Annotated in this window: 23 protein-coding genes and 1 pseudogene; 12 read left to right on the top strand and 12 right to left on the bottom strand. The window is 70.7% G+C overall.

The window, feature by feature from the left end; all coding sequences use genetic code 11:
- The first annotated feature begins 28 nt into the window (after window positions 1–28).
- The 3 genes from ABD858_RS21560 to ABD858_RS21550 all read left to right on the top strand — a co-directional run bounded on the left by ABD858_RS21560 (window position 29) and on the right by ABD858_RS21550 (window position 1,998).
- Window positions 29–1,003, top strand: coding sequence for a ribonucleotide-diphosphate reductase subunit beta (locus tag ABD858_RS21560; protein ID WP_345044760.1), 975 nt, complete (start codon window positions 29–31; stop codon window positions 1,001–1,003).
- A gap of 337 nt (window positions 1,004–1,340) precedes the next feature.
- A complete protein-coding gene (locus ABD858_RS21555) occupies window positions 1,341–1,598 on the top strand; it encodes a FitA-like ribbon-helix-helix domain-containing protein (protein ID WP_345040087.1) in 258 nt (85 codons plus the stop codon).
- Window positions 1,591–1,998: a type II toxin-antitoxin system VapC family toxin gene (locus ABD858_RS21550; RefSeq protein WP_345040085.1), complete on the top strand. Its 408-nt coding sequence runs from the start codon at window positions 1,591–1,593 to the stop codon at window positions 1,996–1,998. Before ABD858_RS21555 ends, ABD858_RS21550 begins: the two co-directional genes overlap by 8 nt.
- A 222-nt stretch (window positions 1,999–2,220) precedes the next feature.
- Here ABD858_RS21550 and ABD858_RS21545 read toward each other — a convergent pair whose 3' ends face one another.
- Window positions 2,221–2,982, bottom strand: coding sequence for a DUF427 domain-containing protein (locus tag ABD858_RS21545; RefSeq protein WP_345044757.1), 762 nt, complete (start codon window positions 2,980–2,982; stop codon window positions 2,221–2,223).
- Between the two features lie 210 nt (window positions 2,983–3,192).
- Here ABD858_RS21545 and ABD858_RS21540 point away from each other — a divergent pair, with 210 nt between their 5' ends.
- Together ABD858_RS21540 and ABD858_RS21535 are read left to right on the top strand one after the other, a co-directional pair.
- Window positions 3,193–3,810, top strand: coding sequence for a TlpA family protein disulfide reductase (locus tag ABD858_RS21540; RefSeq protein ID WP_345040082.1), 618 nt, complete (start codon window positions 3,193–3,195; stop codon window positions 3,808–3,810).
- A gap of 97 nt (window positions 3,811–3,907) precedes the next feature.
- A pseudogene (locus ABD858_RS21535) lies at window positions 3,908–4,072 on the top strand (AraC family transcriptional regulator); the annotation flags it as partial.
- 60 nt (window positions 4,073–4,132) lie between these two features.
- Here the strand turns inward: ABD858_RS21535 and ABD858_RS21530 are convergent.
- Window positions 4,133–7,912, bottom strand: coding sequence for a S8 family peptidase (locus ABD858_RS21530; RefSeq protein WP_345040080.1), 3,780 nt, complete (start codon window positions 7,910–7,912; stop codon window positions 4,133–4,135).
- Window positions 7,913–8,177: 265 nt separating this feature from the next.
- On the opposite strand from ABD858_RS21530, the gene ABD858_RS21525 reads away from it, so the two are divergent.
- A complete protein-coding gene (locus tag ABD858_RS21525; protein ID WP_345040078.1) occupies window positions 8,178–8,690 on the top strand; it encodes a DUF3703 domain-containing protein in 513 nt (170 codons plus the stop codon).
- A 2-nt stretch (window positions 8,691–8,692) separates the two neighbouring features.
- On the opposite strand, the gene ABD858_RS21520 is transcribed toward ABD858_RS21525, so the two are convergent.
- From ABD858_RS21520 to ABD858_RS21480, 9 genes are all read right to left on the bottom strand, one after another.
- Window positions 8,693–9,427, bottom strand: coding sequence for a D-Ala-D-Ala carboxypeptidase family metallohydrolase (locus ABD858_RS21520; RefSeq protein WP_345040076.1), 735 nt, complete (start codon window positions 9,425–9,427; stop codon window positions 8,693–8,695).
- Window positions 9,428–9,508: 81 nt separating this feature from the next.
- Window positions 9,509–10,141 (bottom strand): peptide deformylase, encoded by a 633-nt coding sequence (gene def, locus ABD858_RS21515; RefSeq protein WP_345040073.1) that lies wholly within the window; start codon window positions 10,139–10,141, stop codon window positions 9,509–9,511.
- A gap of 59 nt (window positions 10,142–10,200) precedes the next feature.
- Window positions 10,201–11,214, bottom strand: coding sequence for a tetratricopeptide repeat protein (locus ABD858_RS21510; RefSeq protein WP_345040071.1), 1,014 nt, complete (start codon window positions 11,212–11,214; stop codon window positions 10,201–10,203).
- Between the two features lie 68 nt (window positions 11,215–11,282).
- Window positions 11,283–12,584 (bottom strand): HD-GYP domain-containing protein, encoded by a 1,302-nt coding sequence (locus tag ABD858_RS21505; protein ID WP_345040069.1) that lies wholly within the window; start codon window positions 12,582–12,584, stop codon window positions 11,283–11,285.
- Window positions 12,585–12,655: 71 nt separating this feature from the next.
- Window positions 12,656–14,065 (bottom strand): HD-GYP domain-containing protein, encoded by a 1,410-nt coding sequence (locus tag ABD858_RS21500; protein WP_345040067.1) that lies wholly within the window; start codon window positions 14,063–14,065, stop codon window positions 12,656–12,658.
- Between the two features lie 138 nt (window positions 14,066–14,203).
- A complete protein-coding gene (rsrA, locus tag ABD858_RS21495) occupies window positions 14,204–14,542 on the bottom strand; it encodes a mycothiol system anti-sigma-R factor (protein WP_345040065.1) in 339 nt (112 codons plus the stop codon).
- Window positions 14,539–15,195 carry a sigma-70 family RNA polymerase sigma factor gene (locus ABD858_RS21490; protein ID WP_345040063.1) on the bottom strand — a complete coding sequence of 219 codons (657 nt, stop codon included), beginning with the start codon at window positions 15,193–15,195 and terminating at the stop codon, window positions 14,539–14,541. Before ABD858_RS21490 ends, rsrA begins: the two co-directional genes overlap by 4 nt.
- Window positions 15,196–15,546: 351 nt before the next feature.
- Entirely contained in the window at window positions 15,547–16,206 is a 660-nt protein-coding gene (locus ABD858_RS21485; protein WP_345044754.1) for an alpha/beta hydrolase family protein, read from the bottom strand.
- A gap of 442 nt (window positions 16,207–16,648) precedes the next feature.
- On the bottom strand, window positions 16,649–17,464 hold the full coding sequence (locus ABD858_RS21480; RefSeq protein WP_345040061.1) for an SOS response-associated peptidase: 816 nt from the start codon (window positions 17,462–17,464) through the stop codon (window positions 16,649–16,651).
- Window positions 17,465–17,515: 51 nt separating this feature from the next.
- Here ABD858_RS21480 and ABD858_RS21475 point away from each other — a divergent pair, with 51 nt between their 5' ends.
- From ABD858_RS21475 to ABD858_RS21450, 6 genes are all read left to right on the top strand, one after another.
- Window positions 17,516–18,199, top strand: coding sequence for a M50 family metallopeptidase (locus ABD858_RS21475; RefSeq protein ID WP_345040059.1), 684 nt, complete (start codon window positions 17,516–17,518; stop codon window positions 18,197–18,199).
- A gap of 181 nt (window positions 18,200–18,380) precedes the next feature.
- Window positions 18,381–19,700: a 3-phosphoshikimate 1-carboxyvinyltransferase gene (gene aroA / locus ABD858_RS21470; protein WP_345040057.1), complete on the top strand. Its 1,320-nt coding sequence runs from the start codon at window positions 18,381–18,383 to the stop codon at window positions 19,698–19,700.
- A gap of 14 nt (window positions 19,701–19,714) precedes the next feature.
- Window positions 19,715–20,728, top strand: coding sequence for a ribosome small subunit-dependent GTPase A (rsgA, locus tag ABD858_RS21465; RefSeq protein ID WP_345040054.1), 1,014 nt, complete (start codon window positions 19,715–19,717; stop codon window positions 20,726–20,728).
- 364 nt (window positions 20,729–21,092) lie between these two features.
- Window positions 21,093–21,416 carry a DMT family transporter gene (locus ABD858_RS21460; RefSeq protein WP_345044751.1) on the top strand — a complete coding sequence of 108 codons (324 nt, stop codon included), beginning with the start codon at window positions 21,093–21,095 and terminating at the stop codon, window positions 21,414–21,416.
- A 164-nt stretch (window positions 21,417–21,580) separates the two neighbouring features.
- Entirely contained in the window at window positions 21,581–22,402 is an 822-nt protein-coding gene (hisN, locus tag ABD858_RS21455) for a histidinol-phosphatase (protein ID WP_345040052.1), read from the top strand.
- 220 nt (window positions 22,403–22,622) lie between these two features.
- Window positions 22,623–23,024, top strand: coding sequence for a CBS domain-containing protein (locus ABD858_RS21450; RefSeq protein ID WP_345040049.1), 402 nt, complete (start codon window positions 22,623–22,625; stop codon window positions 23,022–23,024).
- Window positions 23,025–23,161: 137 nt separating this feature from the next.
- On the opposite strand, the gene ABD858_RS21445 is transcribed toward ABD858_RS21450, so the two are convergent.
- Window positions 23,162–24,613 (bottom strand): catalase, encoded by a 1,452-nt coding sequence (locus tag ABD858_RS21445; RefSeq protein ID WP_345040047.1) that lies wholly within the window; start codon window positions 24,611–24,613, stop codon window positions 23,162–23,164.
- Window positions 24,614–24,651 lie beyond the last annotated feature (38 nt).

The raw sequence follows: 24,651 nt of genomic DNA, 5'->3' as shown, positions 1-24,651 counted from the left end.
CCCCGGCTTCGAGCTGACTCTCCGCCCCATGCGCTACCCGGACTTCTACGAGCGCTACCGGGACGCCATCAAGAACACCTGGACGGTGGAGGAGGTCGACCTCCACTCCGACGTGGCCGACCTCGCCAAGCTCACCCCGGGCGAGCAGCACCTGATCGGCCGCCTGGTCGCGTTCTTCGCGACGGGCGACTCGATCGTGGCGAACAACCTGGTGCTGACCCTCTACAAGCACATCAACTCCCCCGAGGCCCGGCTCTACCTCTCGCGCCAGCTCTTCGAGGAGGCCGTGCACGTCCAGTTCTATCTGACCCTGCTGGACACCTACCTCCCCGACCCGGAGGACCGCGCGGCGGCGTTCGCCGCCGTCGAGAACATCCCGTCCATCCGGGAGAAGGCCCAGTTCTGCTTCAAGTGGATGGCTGCGTTGGACGGAGAAGAGGGGGTCGAAAAGATCGACCGCCTGGAGACCAAGGCCGACCGCCGCCGCTTCCTGCTGAACCTGATCTGCTTCGCGGCCTGCATCGAGGGCCTGTTCTTCTACGGCGCCTTCGCGTACGTGTACTGGTTCCGCTCGCGCGGTCTGCTGCACGGTCTGGCCACGGGGACGAACTGGGTATTTCGAGATGAAAGTGCCCACATGGCCTTCGCTTTCGAAGTCATCGACACCGTCCGAAAGGAAGAGCCGGACCTCTTCGACGACGAACTCCAGCAGCAGGTCGTCGACATGCTGAAGGAGGCGGTCGAGGCCGAGCTGCAGTTCGGCCGCGACCTGTGCGGTGACGGCCTGCCCGGCATGAACACCGAGTCGATGCGCGAGTACCTGGAGTGCGTCGCCGACCAGCGCCTGGTCCGCCTGGGCTTCGCCCCGGTGTACGGCTCCCAGAACCCGTTCTCCTTCATGGAGCTGCAGGGCGTCCAGGAGCTGACCAACTTCTTCGAGCGCCGCCCGTCCGCGTACCAGGTCGCGGTCGAGGGCTCGGTCGGCTTCGACGAGGACTTCTGATCCCCGTCGATGAGCGGCTGCCCCCGGTGATGCCGGGGGCAGCCGGCGCGTTCGAGGGCCGTTCGGAGCAGGCACGGCATGGCGGAAGCCGCGCGACGCGATCCTGACAGCGCGGCGGGCTGCCCCACGGTTGCGTCGAGGGCGGCCCGCCTCAGTCACGACACATCGGCAGGGTGAACGGAACGCGGGTTCCGGCACACGTGCATACGCGCTCACCGGGTCACGGCCCTGGACGGCGCCACGGTCCCCTCCAGGCGACGGGGCCGATCACCGCACCCCACACCAGCTGCACTAGCTGCATTGCCTGCATTGCCTGCATTGCAGCTACGCTGGCCGTATGACAGCACTCACCATCCGCGACGTACCGGACGACATCCTGACCGCCGTCAAGGTCCACGCCGCACAAGCCGGAAAATCCCTCCAGGCATACACCCTGGAACTCCTCGCCCGTGATGCCGCTCACCCCCTGGCCATCGGTCACCCCGGCGAGACACGTGGTCAGCGTGCCGTCCGCAGGGCGCGGGGAACCGCTACCAACCCCGAAACACGAGGCATGTCCACCGACGAGATCATGGAGCTGTTGCGGGGTGACTAGGACTCTCGTGGACTCCAGCGTCCTGCTCGACATGTTGCACGACGACCCGAAGTGGGCCGAGTGGTCCGTAGAGAGGATCGCCGACGCCATCGACGGCGACGGCATCGTCGTCAACCCACTCGTCTACGCCGAGGTGTCGATCCAGTACGCGCGCATCGAGGACATGGACGCCGCGCTTCCCCCCGAGGACTTCCAAAGGGAAGGTCTGCCATGGGAAGCCGGGTTCCTCGCGGGCAAAGCGTTCCTCAAGCACAGGAAGGTCGGCGGACAGAAAACCGCGCCCCTGCCCGACTTCTACATCGGAGCCCACGCGGCCGTGAAGGGCTACAAGCTCCTCACCCGCAACAAAAAGGACTTCCGCTCCTACTTCCCCACGCTGGACATCATCGCCCCCGACTGACCAGGTCCTCCCCACGCGCCCCCGAGGGCTCGGTCGGCTTCGACGAGGACTCACACGCCGGTGACCGACCAGAACGGGCGGCTGCGGTATGTTCCGCCGGGCGGGCAGCTCCCCGGGCACGGCAATCCGTTCGCCGGAGGGGTGTAGTACCTCCGCCCACCGCCGGGCCCGTGCCCGGGTGGTGGCGAGGCGGTAGGAGTCGTTACCGCTCTCGATGGCAGACTAGGACGTTGTTCGGTTGAGCATCCCGCTGAAGTGGGTGACCGGACGTTCCCGCCGCTCTCCGTCCACGACAAGGTCGACGGCCTCGTTGTAGAAGGCGACCAGGCCCTTGATCTCATGCACGGCCGGGAGGGGATCGGGATAGCTCCAGGCGACGCCCGGCGGTACGTGGCCGCCGCCCGCCCAGGACCAGTACTCCGACGCCACACCCTTGTACGGGCATCGGGTGTGGAGGGCGGTGGGGGTGAAGAGGTCGAGCCGGACGTCCTCGCGCGGGATGTAGTAGCGCGTCGGGAGGCCCGCCTCGAAGAGGAGCACCGGCCTGCGGGTGTCGGCGACGACCGTGCCCTCGATCTCGACCTGGACGTGCCGGCTGCTGGGGATCGCGTCGACCCGTTTGTGCGGGTCACGCGGGTGGACGAAGATCTCCGTCTCCTCCTCGTACCAGTGGTCGAGGACATGCCGGCCGAACCATTCGAAGGCCACGTACCCGACCAGCAGCTCGCCGGGGAAGGACCAGGCCGCGTTCCTGGTGACCTCACCGCCGAGCTGGAGGTCGTAGAAGACCGTCGCCCCCGAGTGACGCCCCGCCGGGGGCCGCGCCGCCGGACGCAGCAGGTCCATGCGGACGTCGCCCTCCGGGAAGGCGTAGAGCGGCACCGGCCGGCCGGGCTCCCACACGAGCAGCGGCCGTCGGCTGTCGACGACGGTGACGTCTCCCTTCGTGCCGCGTACCCAGCGGTCGCTCGGCTCCCAGATGATGCTGCCGGCCGGGAGAGGCGGGCGGCGGAAGACCGGTGCGGTGCCGCGAGGCTCGCTCTCCGATGACGTACCCAACGTTTCGCCTCCGTCGTCCTCGCTCGGTGCAGACGGATCGCGCACCTCATCTCGATCCTGCTCGCTCGCCGCTCCGGCCGCACGTCGATCGTGGGGCACTGAAGACCCCGCACAGCCTCGTGCAAGACTTCCTGCATGACGGCCAGGCTCACGTCCCTTGTCCCGTCGAGGCATTGGCGCACAAACCACCCTCTGCGACTCGTCGCGGTCCCGACGGCAGCCGTACTCGTGCTGGCGGCCTGCAGCACCGGCGGCAGCGATGGCTCCGGCGGTGCCGAGTCCGTGACCCGCCCGGGCAGTGTTGTCACGAAGGCGGACCGACAGGCCGCACCCCGGCTCGCCGGCGAGACCCTGGACGGCAGGCAGCTGGACGTATCCGACTTCAGGGGCAAGGTCGTCGTACTCAACTTCTGGGCCTCGCACTGCGGGCCGTGCAGGCTCGAAGCACCTCACTTCACGAAGGTGGCAAAGGAGACCAAGGCCAAGGGCGTGGAGTTCGTCGGGATCAACACGCGCAACACCTCCAGAACTGATGCGGTCAACTTCGAGCGGGATTTCGGTGTCGCTTACCCGAGCCTCTACGACCCGGACGGGAAACTCATGCTCCGCTTCCCCAGGGGAAGTCTGAACCCGCAGGCCATCCCGTCGACGATCGTGATCGATCGCGAGGGGAGGATCGCGGCCCGGTACCTGGGGCCCCTGAGCGACAGCGGGCTACGAGAGATGGTCACCGCGGTGGCCGCGGAGCAATGACCCCGCGATCCGTCCCGGTGCCCTCGGGCCCCACGCGGCGCTTCGGCACTCGGTGGCGGGGGCGCGACGTGCTGACCGGCCCTTCTCAGGGGTGATCCAGTTGCTGGAGAAGACGGACGGGACGGTGGACGCTGTCGCGGCACGGGCCGGCTTCGGAACCGCGGCAGCGCTGCGCCACCAGTTCCTGCGCACGCTCGGTACGACGCCGAACGCCTGTCGCCGCACCTTCCGAGGGCCCGCATCGCATGCGCTCGGCTCATGAAAAGGCCCCGCCGGGCGTCCCTCCCCCCACGAGGGGGACGCCCGGCGGAGCCGTTCGCGGTCAGCGCACGTCGTAGGCGCGGACCACGGTCTGGGTGACGGAGTTGCCGTTGGCGTCCGTCAGCTCGGTCTTCAGCGTGACCTGCCTGCCGGAGGCGCCCGCATGGTCCACGGTGGCGCTCCAGGTGCCGTCGTGCTCGGCGACCGGGGCCTCGGTCCAGGTGGTGCCGCCGTCGTATGAGTACGACAGCTTGGCCTCGGTCACGGCGGCCGGGGTGTAGCCGGCGTGGCCGGTGGCGGTCAGGGTGATCTTCTGGCCGTCCGCCGCGGGGAGGGTCTTGTTGCCGTCCTCGGGGAGTCCATAGCGGGGGAAGATCATCGGGATGGCCTGCGAGTAGACGTTCTCGTCGAGCGCGGAGCGGAACTTCCAGACGGTCTTGACGCTGTTGGACCGGTGCCAGACCTTGGCCGGGTACCCGAACTTGCCGGTGTTCTGCTCGAGTTCGTACGTCGCCTCCTCGGCCGGGACCTCGAACACCCCGTACGGGTAGGTCTTGGACCCGATCTTCTCGCCGTTGCGGCGCAGCTGGAGGTTGCCCTCGTCGCCGAACGACCCGTCTGCGGCGTGGTGGGTGTTGTCGCCCCACATCGCGGCGGCGAAGCCGATCAGGTTGCCCTGGCGTTCGGCGGTGAGGAGGGGCTTTCCGTCGGCGTCGCGCGGGGCGACCGGGGCGACCACACCGTCGTACCAGTGCTCCGTGTCTTGCTCGCCTGCCTGGTAAGACCGCGTCCGGCTGATCATGGATTCGCCGAAGGGAAGACTGCTGTTGACGAAGTGCGCCCAGGAGGTGTCGCCGGGAGTGAAGAACTCGGTGCGGGTGCCGGGCACCGGGACGGCGTCGAACCCGCCGCCCACGAACATCCCCGTCCCGTTCGGCCGGGAAGCGACGACGAAGTCGGCGAAGTCGGTGGCCACTCCCATGGCGTGGTACGTCGTGTCCGTGCGGCCGAGCCGGTCGTCTTCGACCCGGTACGTACGGTCCTTGTCGAGCTCGCCCCTCTGGGGGAAGCCGAGGCTGTAGGTGTACGGGCTCTTCGCGGTGGCCTTCCAGCGGAGGGTGACCTCGCCGCCGGACAGCCGGTCCAGCAACGCGGTGGCCTCGGTGGACTCGACAGCGAGTACCGGCACGTCGGCGCTGCCCAGGAGGCCGATCGACGGCAGCCAGCGCCCGGGGGCGGAGTGGTAGGCGAGGACGGCCTTGGCGCCCGCGGCCTTGGCGTCGCGGGCCTTCTGGGCGACGGAGAGATTGCCGTCGGGGATGCGGACCAGGGCGATCCTGTCCTGGACCCCGGCGGCCGCAAGCTCGGCCGGAGTTCCGGTCCCGGCGTCGACGAGCCGGGCCTCACCCGTGCCGTCGAGGTTGACCGCGCCGGTGCCGGCGGTGACCGGGTGCAGGGTCTCGCCGCCGACGACGGCGAGCTCGGAGATCAACGGGGCGGCCGCACGCCAGTAGCTGCCGAACTCGAAGTCACCGTCGGTGGCCTCGCCCTCGACGGAGGCGTAGTAGCCGCGGATCTCGCGTCCGCCGGAGAGGGTTGCGGAGTGCCGCCAGATGTCGTCCCAGGAGCGGGCGAAGGCAAGGGTGGCGGAGCGCACTTCGGTGGGGCGTTCGGTCCGGATCTGCAGCCGGTGGGCGTCGCGGGCGTCCAGGACGACGGTGGTGTCCTTCTTCAGCTCCAGCTGCGGACGGCCCAGGTAGCTGATGGAGTCGGCCGACTGCACGCCCTCACCCGCGTCGGGGGTGACGACGAAGCTGGAGAGGAAGTAGTTGCCGGGGCGCAGGTGGTACACCTGCTCCAGGGCGCCCTTGTTGGAGCGGCGCTCGCCGGTGGCGTCGTCGGTACCGATGACGTCGATCGAGGAGGGGCCGGCGGCCGGCTTGCCGAGGCGGTCGACGAGCTTGACCCGCAGGGTGACGGTCTCCGGCTGGACGTAGAGCGAGAACGGCGTGGAGACATGGACGCCCTCGGCGGTGGCCAGCACCCGGCCGGTGATGTCGCCGTACTGGCTGGGCTCCAGGTGCGCGGCCGGGTCGAGAGCCAGGGGCACCTTGACGGTGGCTCCGGCCGGGACGGTGACGCTCTTGCCGCCCAGCCGGGCGATCTTCGAGCGGATGCCGGTGCCGTCGTTGCCGGTGACGCCCTGGAGCGCGAGGTCCAGCGTGACGGGCTGGTCGCCGGTGTTGGTGTAGGGGATCTCGACGGTGGTGCGGTCGCCGTTGCTCTGCGGCCAGTTGAAGGTGCCGCCCTGGACGGCGGGGGCGCCGAGGACCTGGGCGTCGATCGCCGCCTTGACGTCGAGGCGGCCGCCGCCGGTCTCGCGGGCGTCGCCGGGGATGGAGGTCTTCGCGGAGGAGACGAGCGCGGCCTTGATCTGCTGCGCGGTCCAGTCGGGGTGGCGCTGCTTGACGATGGCGGCGGCGCCCGCGACATGCGGGGTGGCCATGGACGTACCGGACATGGACCGGTACGCGTACGGCCCGCGCCCGCCCGCCGCGGCGGCCGAGATGCCGACACCGGGGGCGGCGATCTCGGGCTTGAGGGTGTGCGAGATGAGGGCCGGGCCGCGGCTGGAGAAGGGCGCCGTGGAGTCGTCACGGTCGACGGCGCCCACGGTGAGCACGCTGGGGGCGCAGCCCGGGGAGGAGACGGAGTTGAGGGACGGGCCGGTGTTTCCGGCGGCGACGACGAACAGCGTGTCCTTGGACTGCGCGAGTTCCTCGGCGGCGGCGCTCAGGGGGTCGGTGCAGTCGGTCGCGGCCGGGTTGCCGAGGCTCATGGAGACGACGTCGGCCTTGTTGTCGACGGCCCACTCCATACCGGCGATGATCCAGGAAGTTGCCCCGGAGCCGTGGTCGTTGAGCACCTTGCCGTTGAGCAGCTCGGTGCCCGGCGCGACGCCCTTCTTCTTTCCGTCGCTCGCCGCGCCCGAGCCGCCCACCGTGGAGATGGTGTGGGTTCCGTGGCCCTGCACGTCGCCGTCGTTGGAGGAGTCGGTGAAGTTCTTGGACGCGACGATCCGGCCCTTGAGATCGGGGTGTTCGGCGTCCGCGCCGGTGTCCAGGACCGCGACCCTGGTGCCCGTGCCGTCGTAGCCGGCGGCCCAGGCGAGGTCGGCGCCGACCTGCTTCGTGGACTTCTCTAGGGTGGCCTCGACCTTGCGGTCCAGCCAGAGCTTCTTCAGGTCGGAGCCGGAGCGCGTACGGCGGGAGGTGATGTCCGCCCAGAAGTCGGCGGCCTTCTTCTTGTCGGCCTTCAGCGCCACACCGTCGGCCGCCTTGAGCGCCGGTCCGCGCTCGGCGCCGCGCGGGGTGGCGGGCACGGCGCGGGCGACGTCGACGGAGGTGTCGTAGACGGCGATCAGCGGAACGGCGTCGGTGTGCGCGTCGTCGTAGCCCTGCCGGATCAGGCCGGTGACGTTGAAGAGTTCCTCGTCGACCTTGCCGTCGGCGAGCGCCGTGGCGGCACCCTCGGGGTAGACGTAGAGGTCCTTGCCGGCCTGGCGGGTCTCCAGCAGGGGCACGCTGCCGTCCTCGCGCGGCAGTGCGGTGGCGGCGCTGCGGCCGGAACGGTCGGTGCTCACCAGGACCTTGTCACCGGTGACGAGCGTGACCGTGACGGGCTTGTCCGCCTGTCGTGCCCGGGCCGTCTCGCTGCCGACGATCGGTCTGCTGCCGGTCGCGTCGTCCTGTGGCCCGGCGGCCGCGGACGGCGCGACAGCGGTGACGGCCAGGACGACGGCGGTGGCCGCCCCCAGTGCCGTACGCGATATCGAGCGCATAGCTCTCCCCTGCTAGTTCGGTGCTGCGGTGGCGACACCCTCGCAAAGAGGCGGGCGGTGCGGGAATGATCTGCCGAGGCGGGATTGCGCCGTGGCCGTTTCCCGCCACGGATGCCGTAGAAGCATTGCTTCCGCCAGCGGCGGCCAACGAGCCGATGGAGCTCGCCAGGTGACAACCCGGCTGCAACCGGGCCGGTACGCACACGAGAAGGGCTGGGTCACGCGGGACTGAGCCGGGCCCCGTGGGTGCGTACACTCGCACGTCATGACCAACACCTGGGCCGGCTCCGCCGGACTGCACCCGGGGCGGCCGGTGTACGGGGGTGCGATCGGTGCGGCCACGCCGCACGCCCATCACTCGGTCCAGGTGATCGTCGCGCTGAGCGGCGAGCTGGTCCTGGCCTCCGGGAGCGGCGAGGAGTTCGTCTGCCGGGCCGCGGTCGTACGTGCCGCTTTCGAGGGCGAGTTGGCCCGCGCGTACGCCGCCACGAGCACCGACGAGATGTGGCGCGCCCTGGAGCGCGCGCACATCCTGTCCCAGTCCTGGGCCTGGCCGCACATCCGCGCGCACTGGCACATGTTCCGGCTGGCGGTGCGCTGCCGGGACCGTACGGAGACGGTCGGCCAGTTGGTCCGTATCGCGGTCGCCGGCCCCGGTTCGCTGACCGGCCGGGTGCCCAGGGGCAACACCGGCCGGACCCGGGTGGGCCTGCTCACCCCGATGCCGGTCCCCGAGGATCTCGCGCGGACTCTCGGGGGAGAGCCGGCCAGCGTGTGATGTCAGATTCCGCAGGTGGGCGCGGACCAGGTGCGGGAGGGGCGGGTGTCGACGTGGGTGTGGTCGTTGTGGCCCGGGTAGCCGGGGCCGAAGATTCCGTTGAAGCCGTGGGAGCGGGCGCGCTGGGCGAGGGTGCACAGGGAGGGTGAACCGACGAGGTCGGCGGCGTCGCCGTAGAGGTGACGGCTGTCGGAGGCGCCGCCGACCGCGCTGTTGCAGGCGTGGGAGCGGAAGCCGCTGGTGACGGTGAGCGGTACGTCACCGAGGGCGTGCCGCATGGCTTCCAGCTTCCACATGGTGCGCAGGGCGTTGGACTTGGCGGTGGCCGCGCTGACTGCGCCACCGGACCAGTCGGAGTTGCACTTGTTGAGTTCGGCGTAGGTGAAGTGGACAGGGGTGCAGTCCGCGTCCTGGAGGGCGTAGATCTTGCCGAACGTCTGGGATCCGGCGACGCCGTCGGCGGGGAGGCCGTACGCCTGCTGGAAGCGCTGGACGGCGGCGGCGGTGGCCGGGCCGTACGAGCCGTCGATGTCGAGCACTTCGCCGTACGCGACATGGCCGGCGACGCGGATCTGGAGCTGGGTGACGTCGGCGCCGGACATGCCCTTGGAGAGGGTGCGGTTCCAGGTGTAGCACTCGTCGGCGTGCGCGGTGCCGGTGGTGACCACCGTGACACCGAGCGCTGCAACCATGGTCATGACAAGACTGACAAGGAATCGTGCGATGCGTCTGGACATACGGGAGAGGGTGATGGGGCGGCCGTTGTACGTCAACAGGGCCCGTCGAAGACGGGCCCTGTTGACATCACGGGCGACAGATCACATGTTCGGCACGGTCTCGTAGCGCGGCGTGCCCTCCGCCATCTGACGCAGGGCGTCCTTGCGGTCGCGCTTCGAAAGGCGGTCGATGTACAGGTAGCCGTACAGGTGGTCCGTCTCGTGCTGGAGGCAGCGCGCGAAGTAGCCGGTGCCCCGGACCTTGATCGGGTTGCCCTGGGCGTCCTGGCCGTGGACCTCCGCGTAGTCGGGGCGGGCCAGCGAGGCGTACGCCGTCGGGACGGACAGGCAGCCCTCGTTGGAGTCGTCGAGGACGCGGCGCTCCGGCGGCAGCTCCTGCAGGACCGGGTTGCAGACGACACCGACATGCCGGACGCCCTCGTCGTCCGGGCAGTCGTACACGAAGACCTTCAGGTCCACGCCGATCTGGTTGGCGGCCAGGCCCACGCCCTCCGCCGCGCGCTGGCTGGCGAACATGTCGTCGATCAGCGCCGCGAGCTTGTCGTCGAACTCGGTGACGTCCTTGCACTCCTTGTGCAGGACGGGGTTGCCGACGACCGTGATGGGGCGGGCGGTGCCGCGTGCGCGGTACGCCTGCTCACGCTCCTCACAGTTCTCGGTGTCCACGACGAAGCCGTCGTTCACCTGCTCGCCCGTCTCCTGCTGCTGCGCCATGTCCGCCGCACGCCTTCCTCAGAACCCGTTTCGTGTCCGGTACAGCCTACGGGCAGCGGTCAGCAGACCTCTTCCAGATCCCGCCATTCCCGGCTGTCCGGGCTGTCCGCGACCCAGCCGTCCAGCAGGCCGCGCACCAGGGCGGCGGGTGCCGCGATGCCGCATTCGCGTTCCGGTACCCACAGCAGTCCGGATCCGGCCGTGCGATGGCCGAGCGGACCGGGGTGGCCGGGCTCGCTGTGGTCGTGCGGGTCCAGGTGTTCGCCGTCGCCCTCGCCGCTGGGCATCCGGGACTCCGAACAGGCCCGGCACAGCAGTCGTACGGACGACGACCAGTCCTCGGCGGCGAAGCCCGCGTCGGCGGCCAGCTGCTCCAGGGCGTCCCGGTCCTCCTCGGTCGCCGCCTCCAGCAGCACCACCCAGGTCGGGACGGGCGAGGGCGCCCACAGTTCGATCTCGTCGAAGACGGGGTACGACGGCCCGGCGGCGGTGACGCGCTCGCCGTTCGGGACCCCGTCGTGGAGGACCACCTCGCCCCAGCGGCGGCCGGACGACGGCAAGGGGATGGACAGCACCTCTATCCGCGCCGGGTCGAGCCTGCGGCCCCACACCACCTCGGCCTCGCCCTCCGGAGAGAGGCGGACGGCGGCGGAGCCCAGCTCCATGCCGGTCGGCTCGCCGCTCTGGGCGGTTTCTCCCCCGGCCTTCGGCCGCGAGGTGCCTCCGGGCACCTTCAGGCCGTACGCCTGCCAGGCGCGGCGGGCCAGCGGCCAGTCCTGCAGGGCGGTGGCGGCGATGCCGACGTTCCACCAGTCGGGAGCGCCGGTCTCCTTGTCCAGCAGCGCGACGGCGCGCAGCCCGGCCGCGCGCGCCTGCTCCCAGTCGTGCCGGAACTTGTACAGCAGGGCCAGGTTGAACCAGGACTCGGACAGCCAGGGCTCCAGATCCGCGGCACGTGTCAGCAGCGCGCCCGCGTCCTCGTACCGGCCGTCGCCGATCAGCGTGAACGCGCGGTCTGTGGCCTGCCGCCACGAGGCGGAGGGCCGGTGCCTTCCCTTGCCGAAGATCCTCACGATTCCCGCCTGCCTTGCGGACACCCCTGCACTTCGCATCCAACCATGCCCGGCCGGAGGGGCGCTCATTACTCCTGGGTTACCCAGGAGGGGACGGAACGACGCCGTCCCTCGCCCGCGTCCCTGGCCAGGACACGGGCAAGGGATTCCACGACCTCGGGCTGATAGTCGTGGCCGGTGCGGAGGCGCAGTTGTTCGAGGGCGGTCAGCCGGCCGCCGGGACTGCCACTCGCCAGGTCGTCGTACGCGTTGACGGCCCGTACGATCCGGGCGGGCAGCGGCTGTTCGCGATACGGGTCCGCCTGGCGCTCCACCACCACCGCGACCTCGGCGGGCACGCCGGTCTGGCGCACCACGGCCCCGCCCAGCAGGGCGATACGGCGCTGCTCGGCGGCGGAGAGCGATGCGGTGGCCCCGGCCGGGACGGGGTCGACGAGGGAGAGCTGGCCGATGTCGTGCATGAGCGCCGCGTACTCCAGCACGGTCAGCCCATGGGCCGACAGCCCCAGCTCCCGGCCCACGGCCCGGCTGAGTACCGCCACGCGGCGGGCGTGACCGGGTCGGGTGTAGCCGGCGATCTCGGTGGCGCGGGCGAGCGAGGCGATGGTCTGACGATAGGTGGCGCGTACGGCGGCACAGCGCCGGAAGGCCAGCTGGGTCAGCAGCAGCGGTACGCAGAAGACGGGCAGCGCCCACAAGCCGGCGACGGCCACGGCGAGCGCGATCACCACACCGGTGGCGCAGACCGCGGAACCGATGCCGAGGAGGGCGCGCAGCTCGTCGCGGAGCAGGGGGCCGTAGGGGATGGGGGGACCTCCCATGCTCTTGAAGCTGTGGGGGAGGGTGCGGGCGTGGGCCGTCGCGGCGGCGAGGACTGCGTCGCAGAGTGCGGTGAGCGCAAGCAGGAGCAGGAGGAAGAGCGCGTGGTACGGACCGTGGCCGACCCACTCGTCGAGCGTGCCCGCGTTGTACAGCGGCCGGAAGCACGCGGCGGCGAAGGCAACGGTGAGCACGCGCCGGGCCAGGTGGTCCGGGCCCGGCCCGCGCCCCCGCGCGGCATGCGGCACGGCCCCGGCGAGAGCGGCCGTGACGGTGACGACGACGGCCTGGAGGACGCCGTGGTGGGTCGCCTGTCCGCCACTCTGGCCGAGCAGGGCGTAGCCGAGGGCTCCGGCGACGCCCAGTGGCGCGCTCTCGCGCTCCCCGCCGGGGCCGCCCCAGCGGGCGAGCTCGCCGAAGGCGATGAGCGCGCCGAAGGCGACCGCGAGGCCTGGCTCCGAGAAGCCGTGCCGGAGGGCCCATCCGAGGGCGTACACGGCAAGCCCCACGGCGGCGCCGTGCACCACTCCGACGGTGACGCGACCGCTCACCGGCGCAGGTGCGGACGGATCGGTCCTCGATCGCCGGACAGGCTGGATTTTCCGGCCCGTGAGAAGCCCGGTCACCGGGCGCCGTCCTCGGCCGGGGCCGGCTCGGGCGCCGGGAGCGGGCTCTTCGGTGGGACGTTTCCTCCTGGCGGCACGGCGCCCCGCACCGGAAGGGTGTCCGCCGTGGTCGTGGGGTCCCAGCCGTGGCGGGACAGCGCGCGGGACAGGGCGTGGACCATGGCGGGGTCGAACTGCGAGCCGGCGCACCGTTCGAGTTCTGCCACCGCTGCCTCGACCGGGCGGGCGCGGCTGTAGGAGCGGGTCGAGGTCATCGCGTCGAAGGCGTCCGCGACGGCCACGACCCGGGCGAACTCCGGGATCTGACTCCCCGAGAGCCCGTACGGGTAGCCGCTGCCGTCGAGCCGTTCGTGGTGGTGCAGGATCGCGGCCCGGGCCTCGCCGAGGAAGCCGATACCGCGCACCATCTCGTGTCCGTACTCGGGATGCAACTCGATCACCCGGCGTTCCTCGGGGGTCAGCGGGCCGTCCTTGCGCAGCAGCCGGGTCGGCACGCCGAGCTTGCCCACGTCATGCAGGATCCCGGCGAAGCGCAGCGCCTCCAGCCGTTCCTCGGGCATGCCCAGCTCGCGGGCGATCATCACGGAGGCCCGGCCGACGCGCTCGCTGTGTCCGCGGGTGTAGCGGTCCTTGATGTCGACGGCCTGCACCAGGGCGCGGATGGTGGCCTGGTGGGCGGCGCGTTCACGGTGGTACTGCGCGAACACCCAGCAGGACACGTACATCGGCAGCAGGACCAGGATCGCGGCGGGCGGACCATAGGGGCTGCGCCACAGGACGGCCATCATCAGCCCGGCGAGCCCGTGCACGGTGTGCGGGGCGAGCGCCGGGGGCAGCAGTCCGCGGCAGGCGCTGCGCACGGGAACCCTCCGTGGCCCCCAGGGGAGCGCCGGAGGCACCCCCACGCCGGTGGCCCGGATGGTGCCGTCGAGGGTGGTCAGCACCAGACAGAAGGCGAGGGCCCCGGCTCCCGCGGGCAGCAGGGCGTACGGGAAGTCGGAGGCCTCGACCGCCTCGTGCCCGCCGAGCAGGACATGGACGAGCGAGGCGGCCCAGAGTGCGAGGGCGAGTCCGGCGGCCCGCCAGATCCGGCGCGCCGCACGGGGCTGTTCACCGGACCGGCCGAGCAGTGCGCCCGGTACGGCCACGAGCGCCGCCGCGGCGGGCGGCAGCAGACAGGCAGCGGCCAGCAGAACGGGAAAGAACGATCCGGCGGCAACCGGCACGGGCACCCGGCCGCGGAACAGCGGGCGGTGGGCGGGCCACTCGCACAGGGCATAGAGCGAACCGAGCGCGGCCACGGTGTACCAGGGGGTGGGGCCGTACAGCGCGGGGGCGGCGCACAGGGCTGCCGCCACCACGGCACCCGCGATGCAGACGCACGCGCCCGCCGGCAATGCCCGCATGCCGCCGCCTCCTCCCCGTAGGCCTTGGCCCATGGACCGCGAGGATAGGGCCGCGGAGATCGGGAGGAGGCGGGTTTACACCTTCGGGTGATTCGGTGGCGCGGTCGCGCCGTAGCACCCGAGGGGCGTTACTCGTACTTACTTTTCGTTGGGGCTCGGTTGTTCGTCTGCGGCGGCCGGCATGTCCCGACCGGCCGTCAGGTCCTGCTCGGGTACGGCCTCTCCGGCGCGGATCAGTTCGATCCGGCCCATTACCTTCGACCGCAGATCGGTCGGTACGTCGTCATGGCCACAGCACCGCTTCACCAGCTTCTTGACCGCCTGCTCGAGGCCGTACTTCTCCAGGCACGGAGAGCACTCCCCGAAATGGGTCTCGAACTTGGTGCAGTCGTCGTCGGGCATCTCGCGGTCGAGGAACTCGTAGAGGTGATCGAGTACCTCAGAGCAATCCATCTCGTGCGGCTCTCCGCAGCTCATGAGCCCGAGCCTTTCCGATCGTCCGAGTCTCCCGCGCCGGCCGGGACGAGTCCGCGCTCCCGGGCGTAGTCCTCCAGCATTCCGCGCAGCTGACGGCGGCCACGGTGCAGCCGGGACATGACCGTACCGATGGGCGTACCCATGATGTCGGCGATCTCCTTGTACGCAAAGCCCTCTACGTCGGCGAGATAGACGGCGATGCGGAACTCCTCGGGGATCGCCTGCAGCGCTTCCTTCACGTCGGAGTCCGGCAGATGGTCGAGCGCCTGCGACTCCGCGGAGCGCAGACCGGTCGACATGTGCGACTCCGCGCGCGCGAGCTGCCAGTCCTCGATCTCGTCGGCGGCGCTGCGCTGCGGTTCGCGCTGCTTCTTGCGGTACGAGTTGATGAAGGTGTTCGTGAGGATGCGGTACAGCCAGGCCTTGAGGTTGGTGCCCTCGCGGAACTGGTGGAAGGACCCGTACGCCTTCGCATACGTCTCCTGCACAAGGTCCTCGGCGTCGGCGGGATTGCGTGTCATACGCAACGCGGCCGAGTACATCTGGTCGAGGAAGCCCAGGGCGTCCCGCTCGAAGCGCGCGTTGCGCTCCGCGGTCGTCTCTTCCGCGCGGCCTTCGTCGGTCCCTGCGTCGGTCCCAGCGACCGGACCCACCTCCTCCAGCGACGTGGCGGGGCCGAATACCGACCCGCTCGAATCGGAGGATAGACGACTATCCCGTCCATCCGCCGCCCGAATGGGGGCGGTCCTGGGCGCCGGAACCACCGTCCACTCCAGGTCAGTGGCGCTGAAGCGGCTCGGGCAGATGGTCGAACCCATGCGGCGGACTCCCCTTCACATCGTGCCTGCGGCTGTACCGGTCGGCTTACGCCTGGCACAACAGAGGTCCCGCGCTCAACATTCCCGGATCCGGCGGCCCTGGGTGCTGTGTTGCCGAACGCTGTGTCACCGGACGCCGCGCTCCTGGGCGCCGTGTCACCGGACGCCGCGCTCCTGGGCGCCGTGTCACCGGACGCCGTGGTCCTGGCTGCTGTGCTGCCGGACGCCGTCGAGCCACTTCGCCACCGCCTCGGTGACGATCTCCAACGCCTGTTCCTGGCTGATGTCCGCCCGTTTGGGCACGGACAACCCGTGATCCCCGGACTCCACCTCCACCAGTTCGTACGCCCCATCGGGGAACTCCGCGGGTCGTCCGAACGGGTCGTTCCCACCCTGCACGACAAGTACGGGCACCCCGGCCTCGAGCAGTTCCTCCGCGCGGGACTTCTCCGGCCTGCCCGGCGGATGCAGCGGGAAGCTCAGCGCGAGCACGGCGCACGCGCCCAGTTCGGCCGCGGTGCGGCAGGCCACGCGTGCGCCGGCGCTGCGCCCGCCGGCGACGACAGGCAGTCCTGGCCGCTCCAGGGCGGGCCAGAGGTCGCGCCACCCGGTGTCCAGGGTCTTCGGCGCGGGGGCGACCTTCTTTCCGGCGACACGCCAGGGCTGCTCCACCAGGGCGACGGTCACCCCGCGCGGCGGCAGGGCGGCGGCGAGCGCCGCCAGGTCCCGGGCCTCGATGCCGCCGCCGGCGCCGTGGCTGAGTGCCAGCACCAGGTGTGCGTCCTTGGCCGGGTGCCATGTGATTCGTGCCTCACCAGCCGCTGTCTCGACGATCTCGCTGTGCATCACGTGCCCATCCTCCCGCGAACGCCTGCGGCGGGGCCGGTGTGGCCGGACCGGCACGTTCGCGCGTCACACATCACGTTTTACGGCCCGGACAGCACCCCCTGCGCGACCTCGACCGCTGCCCGGTTGTGGGCAGTACCACCCGAACAAGCCCGTCCTGGGGGCACCCCTGGGGGCACCCCTGGGGGCACCCCCAGCGGTAGCTGGGGGAGGTAGCTGGGGGAGGTAGCTGGGGGAGGTAGCTGGGGGAGATTGAGGACGGACACACCAGTCACGTGCACGAAGAGCGGCAACCCCGGGCCCGGACAGCACCCCACCCCCCTGCGCGCCCCCCTTCGGCTGCTGCCCGGTCGGGGGTACCCGGGGGGTACCCCCAGCTGAGGGAGCTTGAGGACACCGCCCGCAGGGCGGTACGGCGGAGCCGCGCATGTGCCCCGCGCTCTCAGAAGAGCGTGCCCTCCTCCGGGGCGGCGAGTTCCTTCAGGAGTTCGGGGCCGTTGTTGCGGACGTTGCTGACCGCCGTCGTGACGGGATACGCGCGCAGCAGACCGGGCGGCGGCGGTGCGAGCAGCTCGCGCAGCCGGTCGACGTCCGTCTGTGCCGGGTCCAGCCACGCGTCCCAGCGGTCCGGGGTGAGCATCAGCGGCATCCGTGGATGGATCTCCGCGAGGGAGTTCGGCCCCTCGGCCGGGGCGACGGCCAGCGGGGTCCTCTCGGCGTCGGCGGTGATGACCGAGCACGTCACCCACCATGCCTGCGGATGGTCGTCGGGCAGGGTCCGGTCGCGCCAGAACTCGTAGAGACCGGCCATCGCGAAGACCGAGCCGTCGGCCGGGGTCACGAAGTACGGCTGCTTGCGGGGCCGCTTCTTCTTGCCCTGCTCCTCCAGCTGCCGTTCTTCCTTGCCGGTCACCCATTCGTAATAGCCGTCCGCGGGCAGGATGCAGCGGCGGGCGACGAAGGAGCGGCGGTACGAGGGCTTCTCGTGGACGGTCTCCGCGCGTGCGTTGATCATGCGCGCCGCGCCCTCGGGCGACTTGGCGAACGAGGGCACCAGACCCCATTTGAGTATCCTCAGCTGGCGAACCGGACGCCGGTCTTCCGCGTCTTTCAGAGGGCGCTCCAGAATCGCGTGGACCTCCTTCGTAGGGGCCACGTTCCAGTCGGGCTCCAGCGTTTCCGCCGGCTCCCATTTCTCGACCTCGAAGATTCCGGCGAGATCCTCGGGCCTGCGACTCGCTGCATACCGTCCGCACATAAGTGCCACACTGCCACGACCCGCCGGATCGACGAGGAGTCACCCGAACATATGGATGTCTTCGAAACCCAGTCAGCACCCGATCAGTGGCTGGTCCTCGTCACGGCCGCCATAGCCCTCGTCGCGGTCGTACCGCGGGGCCTGTGGCGACTCTCCCGCAATGCCGTGACGATCGCCCACGAGGGCGGCCACGGCCTGGTCGCCCTGCTCACCGGCCGTCGGCTCCAGGGCATCCGGCTGCACTCGGACACCTCGGGGCTGACCGTCAGCCGTGGCAGGCCCACCGGCCTCGGCATGATCCTCACCGCCGCGGCCGGCTACCCCGCGCCCCCACTGCTGGGGCTCGGCGGTGCCTGGCTGCTGGCCGCGCACCATGTCACGCTGCTGCTCTGGGCGGCGACGGCGCTGCTCGTCGCGATGCTGGTGATGATCCGCAACGCGTACGGGGCGCTTACGGTGATCGTCACGGGTGCGGCCTTCCTGCTGGTCTCCTGGCAGGCCGACGACAGGGTGCAGGCTGCTTTCGCCTACACGGCGGTGTGGTTCCTGCTTCTCGGCGGGGTACGCCCGGCCTTCGAGCTCCAGATGAAGCGCCGGCACGGCGACGCATCGGATTCGGACGCCGATCAGCTGTCGCGTCTCACGAACGTGCCGACCGTGCTGTGGCTGTTCTTCTTCCACGCGGTGTCGCTCTGCTCGCTCGTCGGCGGTGGGCGCTGGCTGCTCGGTCTTTGAGGTCGGGGGTCCCGCCGCCCGGACGCCGTCCGTCTCGTCACGCGAACCTCGGTGCTGTGCTGTCCCGGGGGCCACTGCTTCCCATTGCGGCTCCGCCGGGGGCCGGACCCCGGCAGGGCTGTCGTGTCCGCCGCCCGGACGCCGTCCGTCTCATCACGCGAACCTCAGTAAAGTGAAGTCCATGACCGAAACCCCCGTGCACCCCGCCCTGTGGCCGGCCCCGCTCGCTGACGGAGCCGTCGACGCGACCGTCACCGTGCCCGGGTCCAAATCGGTCACCAACCGCGGACTGGTCCTGGCGGCGCTCGCCGCGGAGCCCGGCTGGCTGCGCCGACCGCTGCGCTCGCGCGACACCCTGCTGATGGCCGGGGCCCTGCGTGCCCTCGGCGTCGGCATCGAGGAAGGCGTAGGCCCGGACGGCTCCGGTGAGGCCTGGCGGGTCATCCCCGCGGCGCTGCACGGCCACGCGACGGTGGACGTCGGCAACGCCGGCACCGTGATGCGCTTCCTGCCGCCCGTCGCCGCGCTGGCCGACGGCCCGGTGCGGTTCGACGGCGATCCGCGTTCTTACGAGCGTCCGCTGACCGGTGTGATCGACGCGCTCCGCGCGCTCGGCGCCCGGATCGACGACGACGGCCGCGGCTCGCTGCCGATGACCGTGCACGGCGGCGGGGCGCTGGACGGCGGCCGGGTGGAGATCGACGCCTCGTCGTCCTCGCAGTTCGTCAGCGCGCTGCTGCTGTCCGCCCCGCGCTTCAACCAGGGCGTGGAGGTACGGCACGTCGGCGCGACCCTGCCGTCCGTGCCGCACATCCGGATGACCGTGGACATGCTGCGTGTGGTCGGCGCCCAGGTGGACGAGCCGGAGACGGGCGGTGAGCCGAATGTCTGGCGGGTCTCCCCCAGCGCGCTCCTCGGCCGTGACCTCGTCGTCGAGCCGGACCTGTCCAACGCCCAGCCGTTCCTGGCGGCGGCCCTGATCACGGGCGGCCGTGTGGTGATCCCCGACTGGCCCGAGCGCACCACTCAGCCGGGTGACCAGCTGCGGCAGATCTTCACCGAGATGGGCGGCTCCTGCGAGCTCACCGAGCGGGGTCTGGTCTTCACCGGTACGGGCCGTGTCCACGGCATCGATGTGGACCTCTCCGAGGTCGGCGAGCTGACCCCGGGCATCGCCGCCGTAGCGGCGCTGGCCGACTCGCCGTCGACCCTCCGCGGTGTGGCCCATCTGCGGTTGCACGAGACCGACCGGCTGGCCGCCCTCACCAAGGAGATCAACGGACTCGGCGGCGAGGTCACCGAGACCGAGGACGGTCTGCACATCCGGCCGCGCACGCTGCACGGCGGGATCTTCCACACGTACGACGACCACCGCATGGCGACCGCGGGCGCGATCATCGGTCTTGCCGTCGAGGGAGTTCGGATCGAGAACGTGGCGACCACGGCCAAGACGCTGCCCGATTTCCCGCGGATGTGGACCGGCATGCTCGCGGGAAACTGACGGGATACTGAGCAATGCGCCGCTACGGCAAGCACACCGACGAGGACGACGTCCGGGTCCGTCCCAACCGCAAGGGGAACCGGCCCCGCAGCAGCATCCGTCCTAAGCACGAGGACGCGGTCGAGGGCTTCGTCCTGACCGTCGACCGGGGCCGGATCACCTGTCTCGTGGAGGACCGCACGGTCGTCGCCATGAAGGCCCGCGAACTGGGCCGCAAGGCCGCGGTCGTGGGTGACCGGGTGGGCCTGGTCGGCGATCTGTCCGGTGACAAGGACACACTCGCGCGGATCGTACGGATCGAGGAGCGCGCCTCGGTGCTGCGGCGCACCGCCGACGACGACGATCCCTACGAGCGCGTGGTCGTCGCCAACGCCGACCAGCTCGCCATCGTCACCGCCCTGGCCGACCCCGAGCCGCGCCCGCGGCTGATCGACCGCTGTCTGGTCGCCGCGTACGACGGTGGGCTCGAGCCGCTGCTGGTGCTGACGAAGTCCGACCTGGCCCCGGCGGGACCACTGCTGGAGACCTACGCGCCGCTGGGCGTGCCCTATGTGGTGACCAGCCGCGAGGAGCTGTCCAAGGGCGAGGCGGCCGATCTGGTGCGGGAGCATCTCGACGGGCGGGTCACGGCCTTCGTCGGCCACTCCGGCGTGGGCAAGACGACGCTGGTCAACGAGCTGGTCCCGGAGGGCAGGCGGCGTATCACCGGGCGGGTCAACGCGGTCACCGGACGCGGCCGGCACACCACCACCTCGGCCCTGGCGCTGCCGCTGGAGGGCGGCGACGGCTGGGTGATCGACACTCCGGGCGTGCGCTCCTTCGGCCTGAACCATGTGGACCCGTCGCGGGTCATCCACGCCTTCCCCGACCTGGAGCCCGGCACGGTGGACTGCCCGCGGGCGTGCAGCCACGACGAGCAGGACTGCGCGCTGGACGCCTGGGTGGCGGAGGGCCATGCGGAACCGGCCCGGCTGTACTCGCTGCGGCGGCTGCTCGCCGCCCGGGAGCGGCGCGAGGGCGACTACTAGTGCCGTGACCGGCAACGTTTGCCCGTCAAGGAGCGGCGTCCGGCGCGTGCGATCGCAAGGCGGCCGAAGACCCTCGTAGCAGCGCTCCTTGGGTTTTCGGCCAACGCAGCGAGCGTGCGTGCCCGGGGGCACCCTCGGGGCACCCCCAGCGGACATCGGCGATCGACGACAACGGTGGGGGTACCTCCCGTGCCCGAAGGGCTACGGGGGAGAGGTGCGGTGCCGGCCGCCGCGAGCCCGGCATGACCGGCCGGACAGGGCCTGGCCCGCAAGGTTTGGCCTGCGCCGCGGATGGTAAGTGCTAATCGCACCAAGGGATGACGAAGCGGTCAGCCGGGGATGCGGGAGGCACTGGGACATGGCCATGGCGTGGCTGATGGTCGTCGTCGCCGGTCTCCTCGAGACCGGCTTCGCGGTCGGCCTCAAGCTTTCCCACGGCTTCACCAGGCTCTGGCCGACGGTCGCGTTCTGCGCCTTCGCGCTGGGCAGCTTCGGTCTGCTGACGCTCTCGCTGCGCAAGCTCGATGTGGGCCCGGCGTACGCGGTGTGGACCGGCATCGGCGCCTCGGGCACCGCCATCTACGGCATGGTCTTCCTCGGTGAGGTGGTCTCCACGCTCAAACTCGTCTCGATCGCGCTGGTGATCGCCGGCGTCATCGGGCTGCAGCTGTCCGGATCCGGCCACTGACCGGGGCCCGTACCAGCCGTCCCGCGTCCCCGTCGCCCGGCGCCACGACGTACGGCAGCGCCGGCCGCGCGGCCGGGTCGACTCGCCGTACCGCGCTGTCCATGGCCGAGCCGGGCCCTGGACGTGCCGGGCCCCGCGCGGGCGGGGCCGATAGAGTGCCGGTCATGGCCGACTACCACGATGACCTCCGCCTCGCCCATGTCCTCGCGGACGCGGCCGACGCCGCGACGATGGAGCGGTTCAAGGCCCTGGACCTCAAGGTCGAGACCAAGCCGGACATGACTCCGGTGAGCGAGGCCGACAAGGCCGCCGAGGAGCTGATCCGCGGGCAGCTGTCACGTGCCAGGCCGCGTGACGCGGTTCTCGGCGAGGAGTACGGCCTCGAGGGCACCGGCCCGCGCCGCTGGGTCGTCGACCCGATCGACGGCACCAAGAACTACGTCCGCGGGGTGCCGGTCTGGGCGACCCTGATCTCCCTGATGGAGGCGGGCGAGGGAGGGTACCACCCGGTCGTGGGCGTGGTGTCGGCGCCCGCTCTGGGGCGGCGATGGTGGGCGGCGAAGGGCCTGGGGGCGTACACCGGGCGCAGCCTGGCGTCGGCGACCCGGATCCACGTCTCGAACGTCTCGCAGCTCGCGGACGCGTCGTTCGCGTACTCCTCGCTGAGCGGCTGGGAGGAGCGGGGCCGGCTGGACGGCTTCCTCGATCTCACCCGGGCATGCTGGCGCACCCGCGCGTACGGCGACTTCTGGCCGTACATGATGGTCGCCGAGGGCTCGGTGGACATCTGCGCCGAGCCGGAGCTGTCGCTGTGGGACATGGCCGCGAATGTGATCGTCGTCCAGGAGGCGGGCGGGCGCTTCACCGGCCTCGACGGCCGGGACGGGCCGCACAGCGGCAACGCGGCCGCCTCCAACGGTCTGCTCCACGACGAGCTGCTGCGCCATGTGGGGGACACGGCCGACGGCGGTCCGGGCCAGGTGTGACGACCGCAAACGCTGCACGGGCTCGATGATGGAGCCCGTCGCAGCACAGTGACGGAGCGTCAAGGGACATGTGCGCCCCATGTACGTTCCGCTTTCGCCCTCTTGACCGCTCGTTGACCCCTTGTTGACCCTCGCGGGCCGTGCGACTCTGAGAGTCCCCCCACTTGTGAACTTGTGAATTCTCTCTCAAGGGCAATTCACCAAGGAGGTGGCTCCGTTCATGCTCGTCCGTGACGCCATGAGCACGATGGTCCTCACCATCGGTCCCGCCCACACCCTCCGTCAGGCGGCCCGGCTGATGGCCGCCCGCCACGTCGGAGCGGCCGTAGTCCTCGACCCCGACACCAGCGGGCTCGGCATCCTCACCGAGCGCGACATCCTCAACTCCCTCGGCCGGGGTCAGAATCCCGACCTGGAGCGGGCGGCCGCCCACACCACCACCGACGTCGTCTTCGCCGCACCCGTCTGGACCCTGGACGAAGCCGCGCACGCCATGACACGCGGCGGCTTCCGCCATCTCGTCGTGCTCGACAACGACGGGCCCGTCGGCATCGTCTCCGTACGTGACATCATCCGCTGCTGGGCGCCGAGCAGGCACCGGACGACCGAGCTGGCGAGCTGAAACCCGAGAGGGCCGGCCCCCGTTGTCAGCACTGACAGGGGATCCGGCCCTCTTGACTCAGCGAGCTTGAGCAACCCTGACGGCGAGCAACCACCTCCGCGAGAGCGACTGGGGGAGGTTCAGCCGCAAAGGGGGGGTCAGCCGCGCAAGGCCTGGACCGCCGCCTCGAGCCGCTTGCCGAAGTCTCCGTCGGCCTGACGGAAGTTGTCGATCGCACGCTCGGCGATGTCGTCGCGCGAGACCTTGGCGATGAAGCCCGCCAGGTTCTCGATCAGACGGCCCTTCTCGTCCTCGGACATCAGGCGGTAGAGGTTGCCGGCCTGGACGAAGTCGTCGTCCTCGGCGTGGGCCGGGGCCGCGGGTTCGCCGGTCTCGCCGGAGACGGGGATGGGCTGCCACAGCGGCCTGTCCGTCTGGAACGGACCGCCGAAGCTGTTCGGCTCGTAGTTCTTCGCGCCCTTGTGGCGGCCGTCGTAGAGGTAGCCGTCACGGGAGTTGGTGTGCGCCTCGGTGGCGTGCGGACGGTTCACCGGCAGGTGGTCGGCGTTGATGCCGACGCGGTAGCGGTGGGCGTCGCCGTACGCGAAGAGACGGCCCTGGAGCATCTTGTCCGGGGACGGGCCGATGCCCGGCACGAAGTGGGCCGGCGAGAAGACGGACTGCTCGACCTCGGCGAAGACGTTCTCCGGGTTGCGATTGAGCTCCAGCTTGCCGATCTCGATCGGCGGGTAGTCCTCGTGCGGCCACACCTTGGTGAGGTCGAACGGGTTGAAGCGGTAGTTCGCCGCCTCGGCCGCCGGCATGATCTGCACCTGCACGGTCCAGCTCGGGAAGTCGCCGCGCTCGATGGCCTCGCGCAGGTCGCGCTGGTGGCTGTCCGGGTCCTCGCCGGCGAGCTTGTCGGCTTCGGCCTGGGTGAGGTTCTTGATGCCCTGGTCGGTCTTGAAGTGGTACTTGACCCAGAAGACCTCGCCGGCCTCGTTGTTCCACTGGTAGGTGTGCGAGCCGTAGCCGTTCATGTGGCGGTACGAGGCGGGGATGCCGCGGTCACCGAACAGCCAGGTCACCTGGTGCGTGGACTCGGGCGACAGGCCCCAGAAGTCCCAGACGTTGTCGGCCTCCTGCGAACCGGTGTACGGGTCGCGCTTCTGGGTGTGAATGAAGTCGGGGAACTTGATGGCGTCCTTGATGAAGAACACCGGGGTGTTGTTGCCGACGAGGTCGTAGTTGCCCTCTTCGGTGTAGAACTTCAGCGCGAAGCCGCGCGGGTCGCGGACCGCGTCGGCAGAGCCGAGGTTGCCCGCGACGGTCGAGAACCGCAGGAAGGTCTCGGTCTGCTTGCCGACCTCGGAGAGGAACTTCGCGCGGGTGTACCGGGTGACATCGGCGGTCACCGTGAACGTGCCGTAGGCGCCGGCGCCACGGGCGTGCACCACGCGCTCCGGGATGCGCTCACGGTTGAAATGCGCGAGCTTCTCGAGCAGCAGCTGGTCCTGTACGAGGACCGGACCGCCGACGCCCGCCGTCTCGCTGTTCTGGTTGTCGGCGACCGGCGCGCCGGCCTCCGTGGTGAGCGGTCCCTGCGTCACGTGCGCCTCCTGCGTCATTTTCTGCAAGTCCTGTCCCT

This window comes from Streptomyces sannanensis, from assembly GCF_039536205.1.
In the GTDB taxonomy this organism is placed as follows: domain Bacteria; phylum Actinomycetota; class Actinomycetes; order Streptomycetales; family Streptomycetaceae; genus Streptomyces; species Streptomyces sannanensis.
The sequence above is the reverse complement of the archived record's forward strand: the minus strand, read 5'-3'. Positions and strand labels throughout refer to the sequence as shown.

Coding starts and splice junctions, on each gene's coding strand:
- rsrA (WP_345040065.1), bottom strand. CDS start 14,542: ATGAGCTGCGGAGAGCCGCACGAGATGGATTGCTCTGAGGTACTCGAT.
- ABD858_RS21525 (WP_345040078.1), top strand. CDS start 8,178: ATGACCAACACCTGGGCCGGCTCCGCCGGACTGCACCCGGGGCGGCCG.
- rsgA (WP_345040054.1), top strand. CDS start 19,715: ATGCGCCGCTACGGCAAGCACACCGACGAGGACGACGTCCGGGTCCGT.
- ABD858_RS21555 (WP_345040087.1), top strand. CDS start 1,341: ATGACAGCACTCACCATCCGCGACGTACCGGACGACATCCTGACCGCC.
- ABD858_RS21520 (WP_345040076.1), bottom strand. CDS start 9,427: ATGTCCAGACGCATCGCACGATTCCTTGTCAGTCTTGTCATGACCATG.
- ABD858_RS21450 (WP_345040049.1), top strand. CDS start 22,623: ATGCTCGTCCGTGACGCCATGAGCACGATGGTCCTCACCATCGGTCCC.
- ABD858_RS21500 (WP_345040067.1), bottom strand. CDS start 14,065: ATGCGGGCATTGCCGGCGGGCGCGTGCGTCTGCATCGCGGGTGCCGTG.
- ABD858_RS21560 (WP_345044760.1), top strand. CDS start 29: ATGCGCTACCCGGACTTCTACGAGCGCTACCGGGACGCCATCAAGAAC.
- aroA (WP_345040057.1), top strand. CDS start 18,381: ATGACCGAAACCCCCGTGCACCCCGCCCTGTGGCCGGCCCCGCTCGCT.
- ABD858_RS21475 (WP_345040059.1), top strand. CDS start 17,516: ATGGATGTCTTCGAAACCCAGTCAGCACCCGATCAGTGGCTGGTCCTC.
- ABD858_RS21485 (WP_345044754.1), bottom strand. CDS start 16,206: ATGCACAGCGAGATCGTCGAGACAGCGGCTGGTGAGGCACGAATCACA.
- hisN (WP_345040052.1), top strand. CDS start 21,581: ATGGCCGACTACCACGATGACCTCCGCCTCGCCCATGTCCTCGCGGAC.
- ABD858_RS21480 (WP_345040061.1), bottom strand. CDS start 17,464: ATGTGCGGACGGTATGCAGCGAGTCGCAGGCCCGAGGATCTCGCCGGA.
- ABD858_RS21540 (WP_345040082.1), top strand. CDS start 3,193: ATGACGGCCAGGCTCACGTCCCTTGTCCCGTCGAGGCATTGGCGCACA.
- def (WP_345040073.1), bottom strand. CDS start 10,141: ATGGCGCAGCAGCAGGAGACGGGCGAGCAGGTGAACGACGGCTTCGTC.
- ABD858_RS21460 (WP_345044751.1), top strand. CDS start 21,093: ATGGCGTGGCTGATGGTCGTCGTCGCCGGTCTCCTCGAGACCGGCTTC.
- ABD858_RS21530 (WP_345040080.1), bottom strand. CDS start 7,912: ATGCGCTCGATATCGCGTACGGCACTGGGGGCGGCCACCGCCGTCGTC.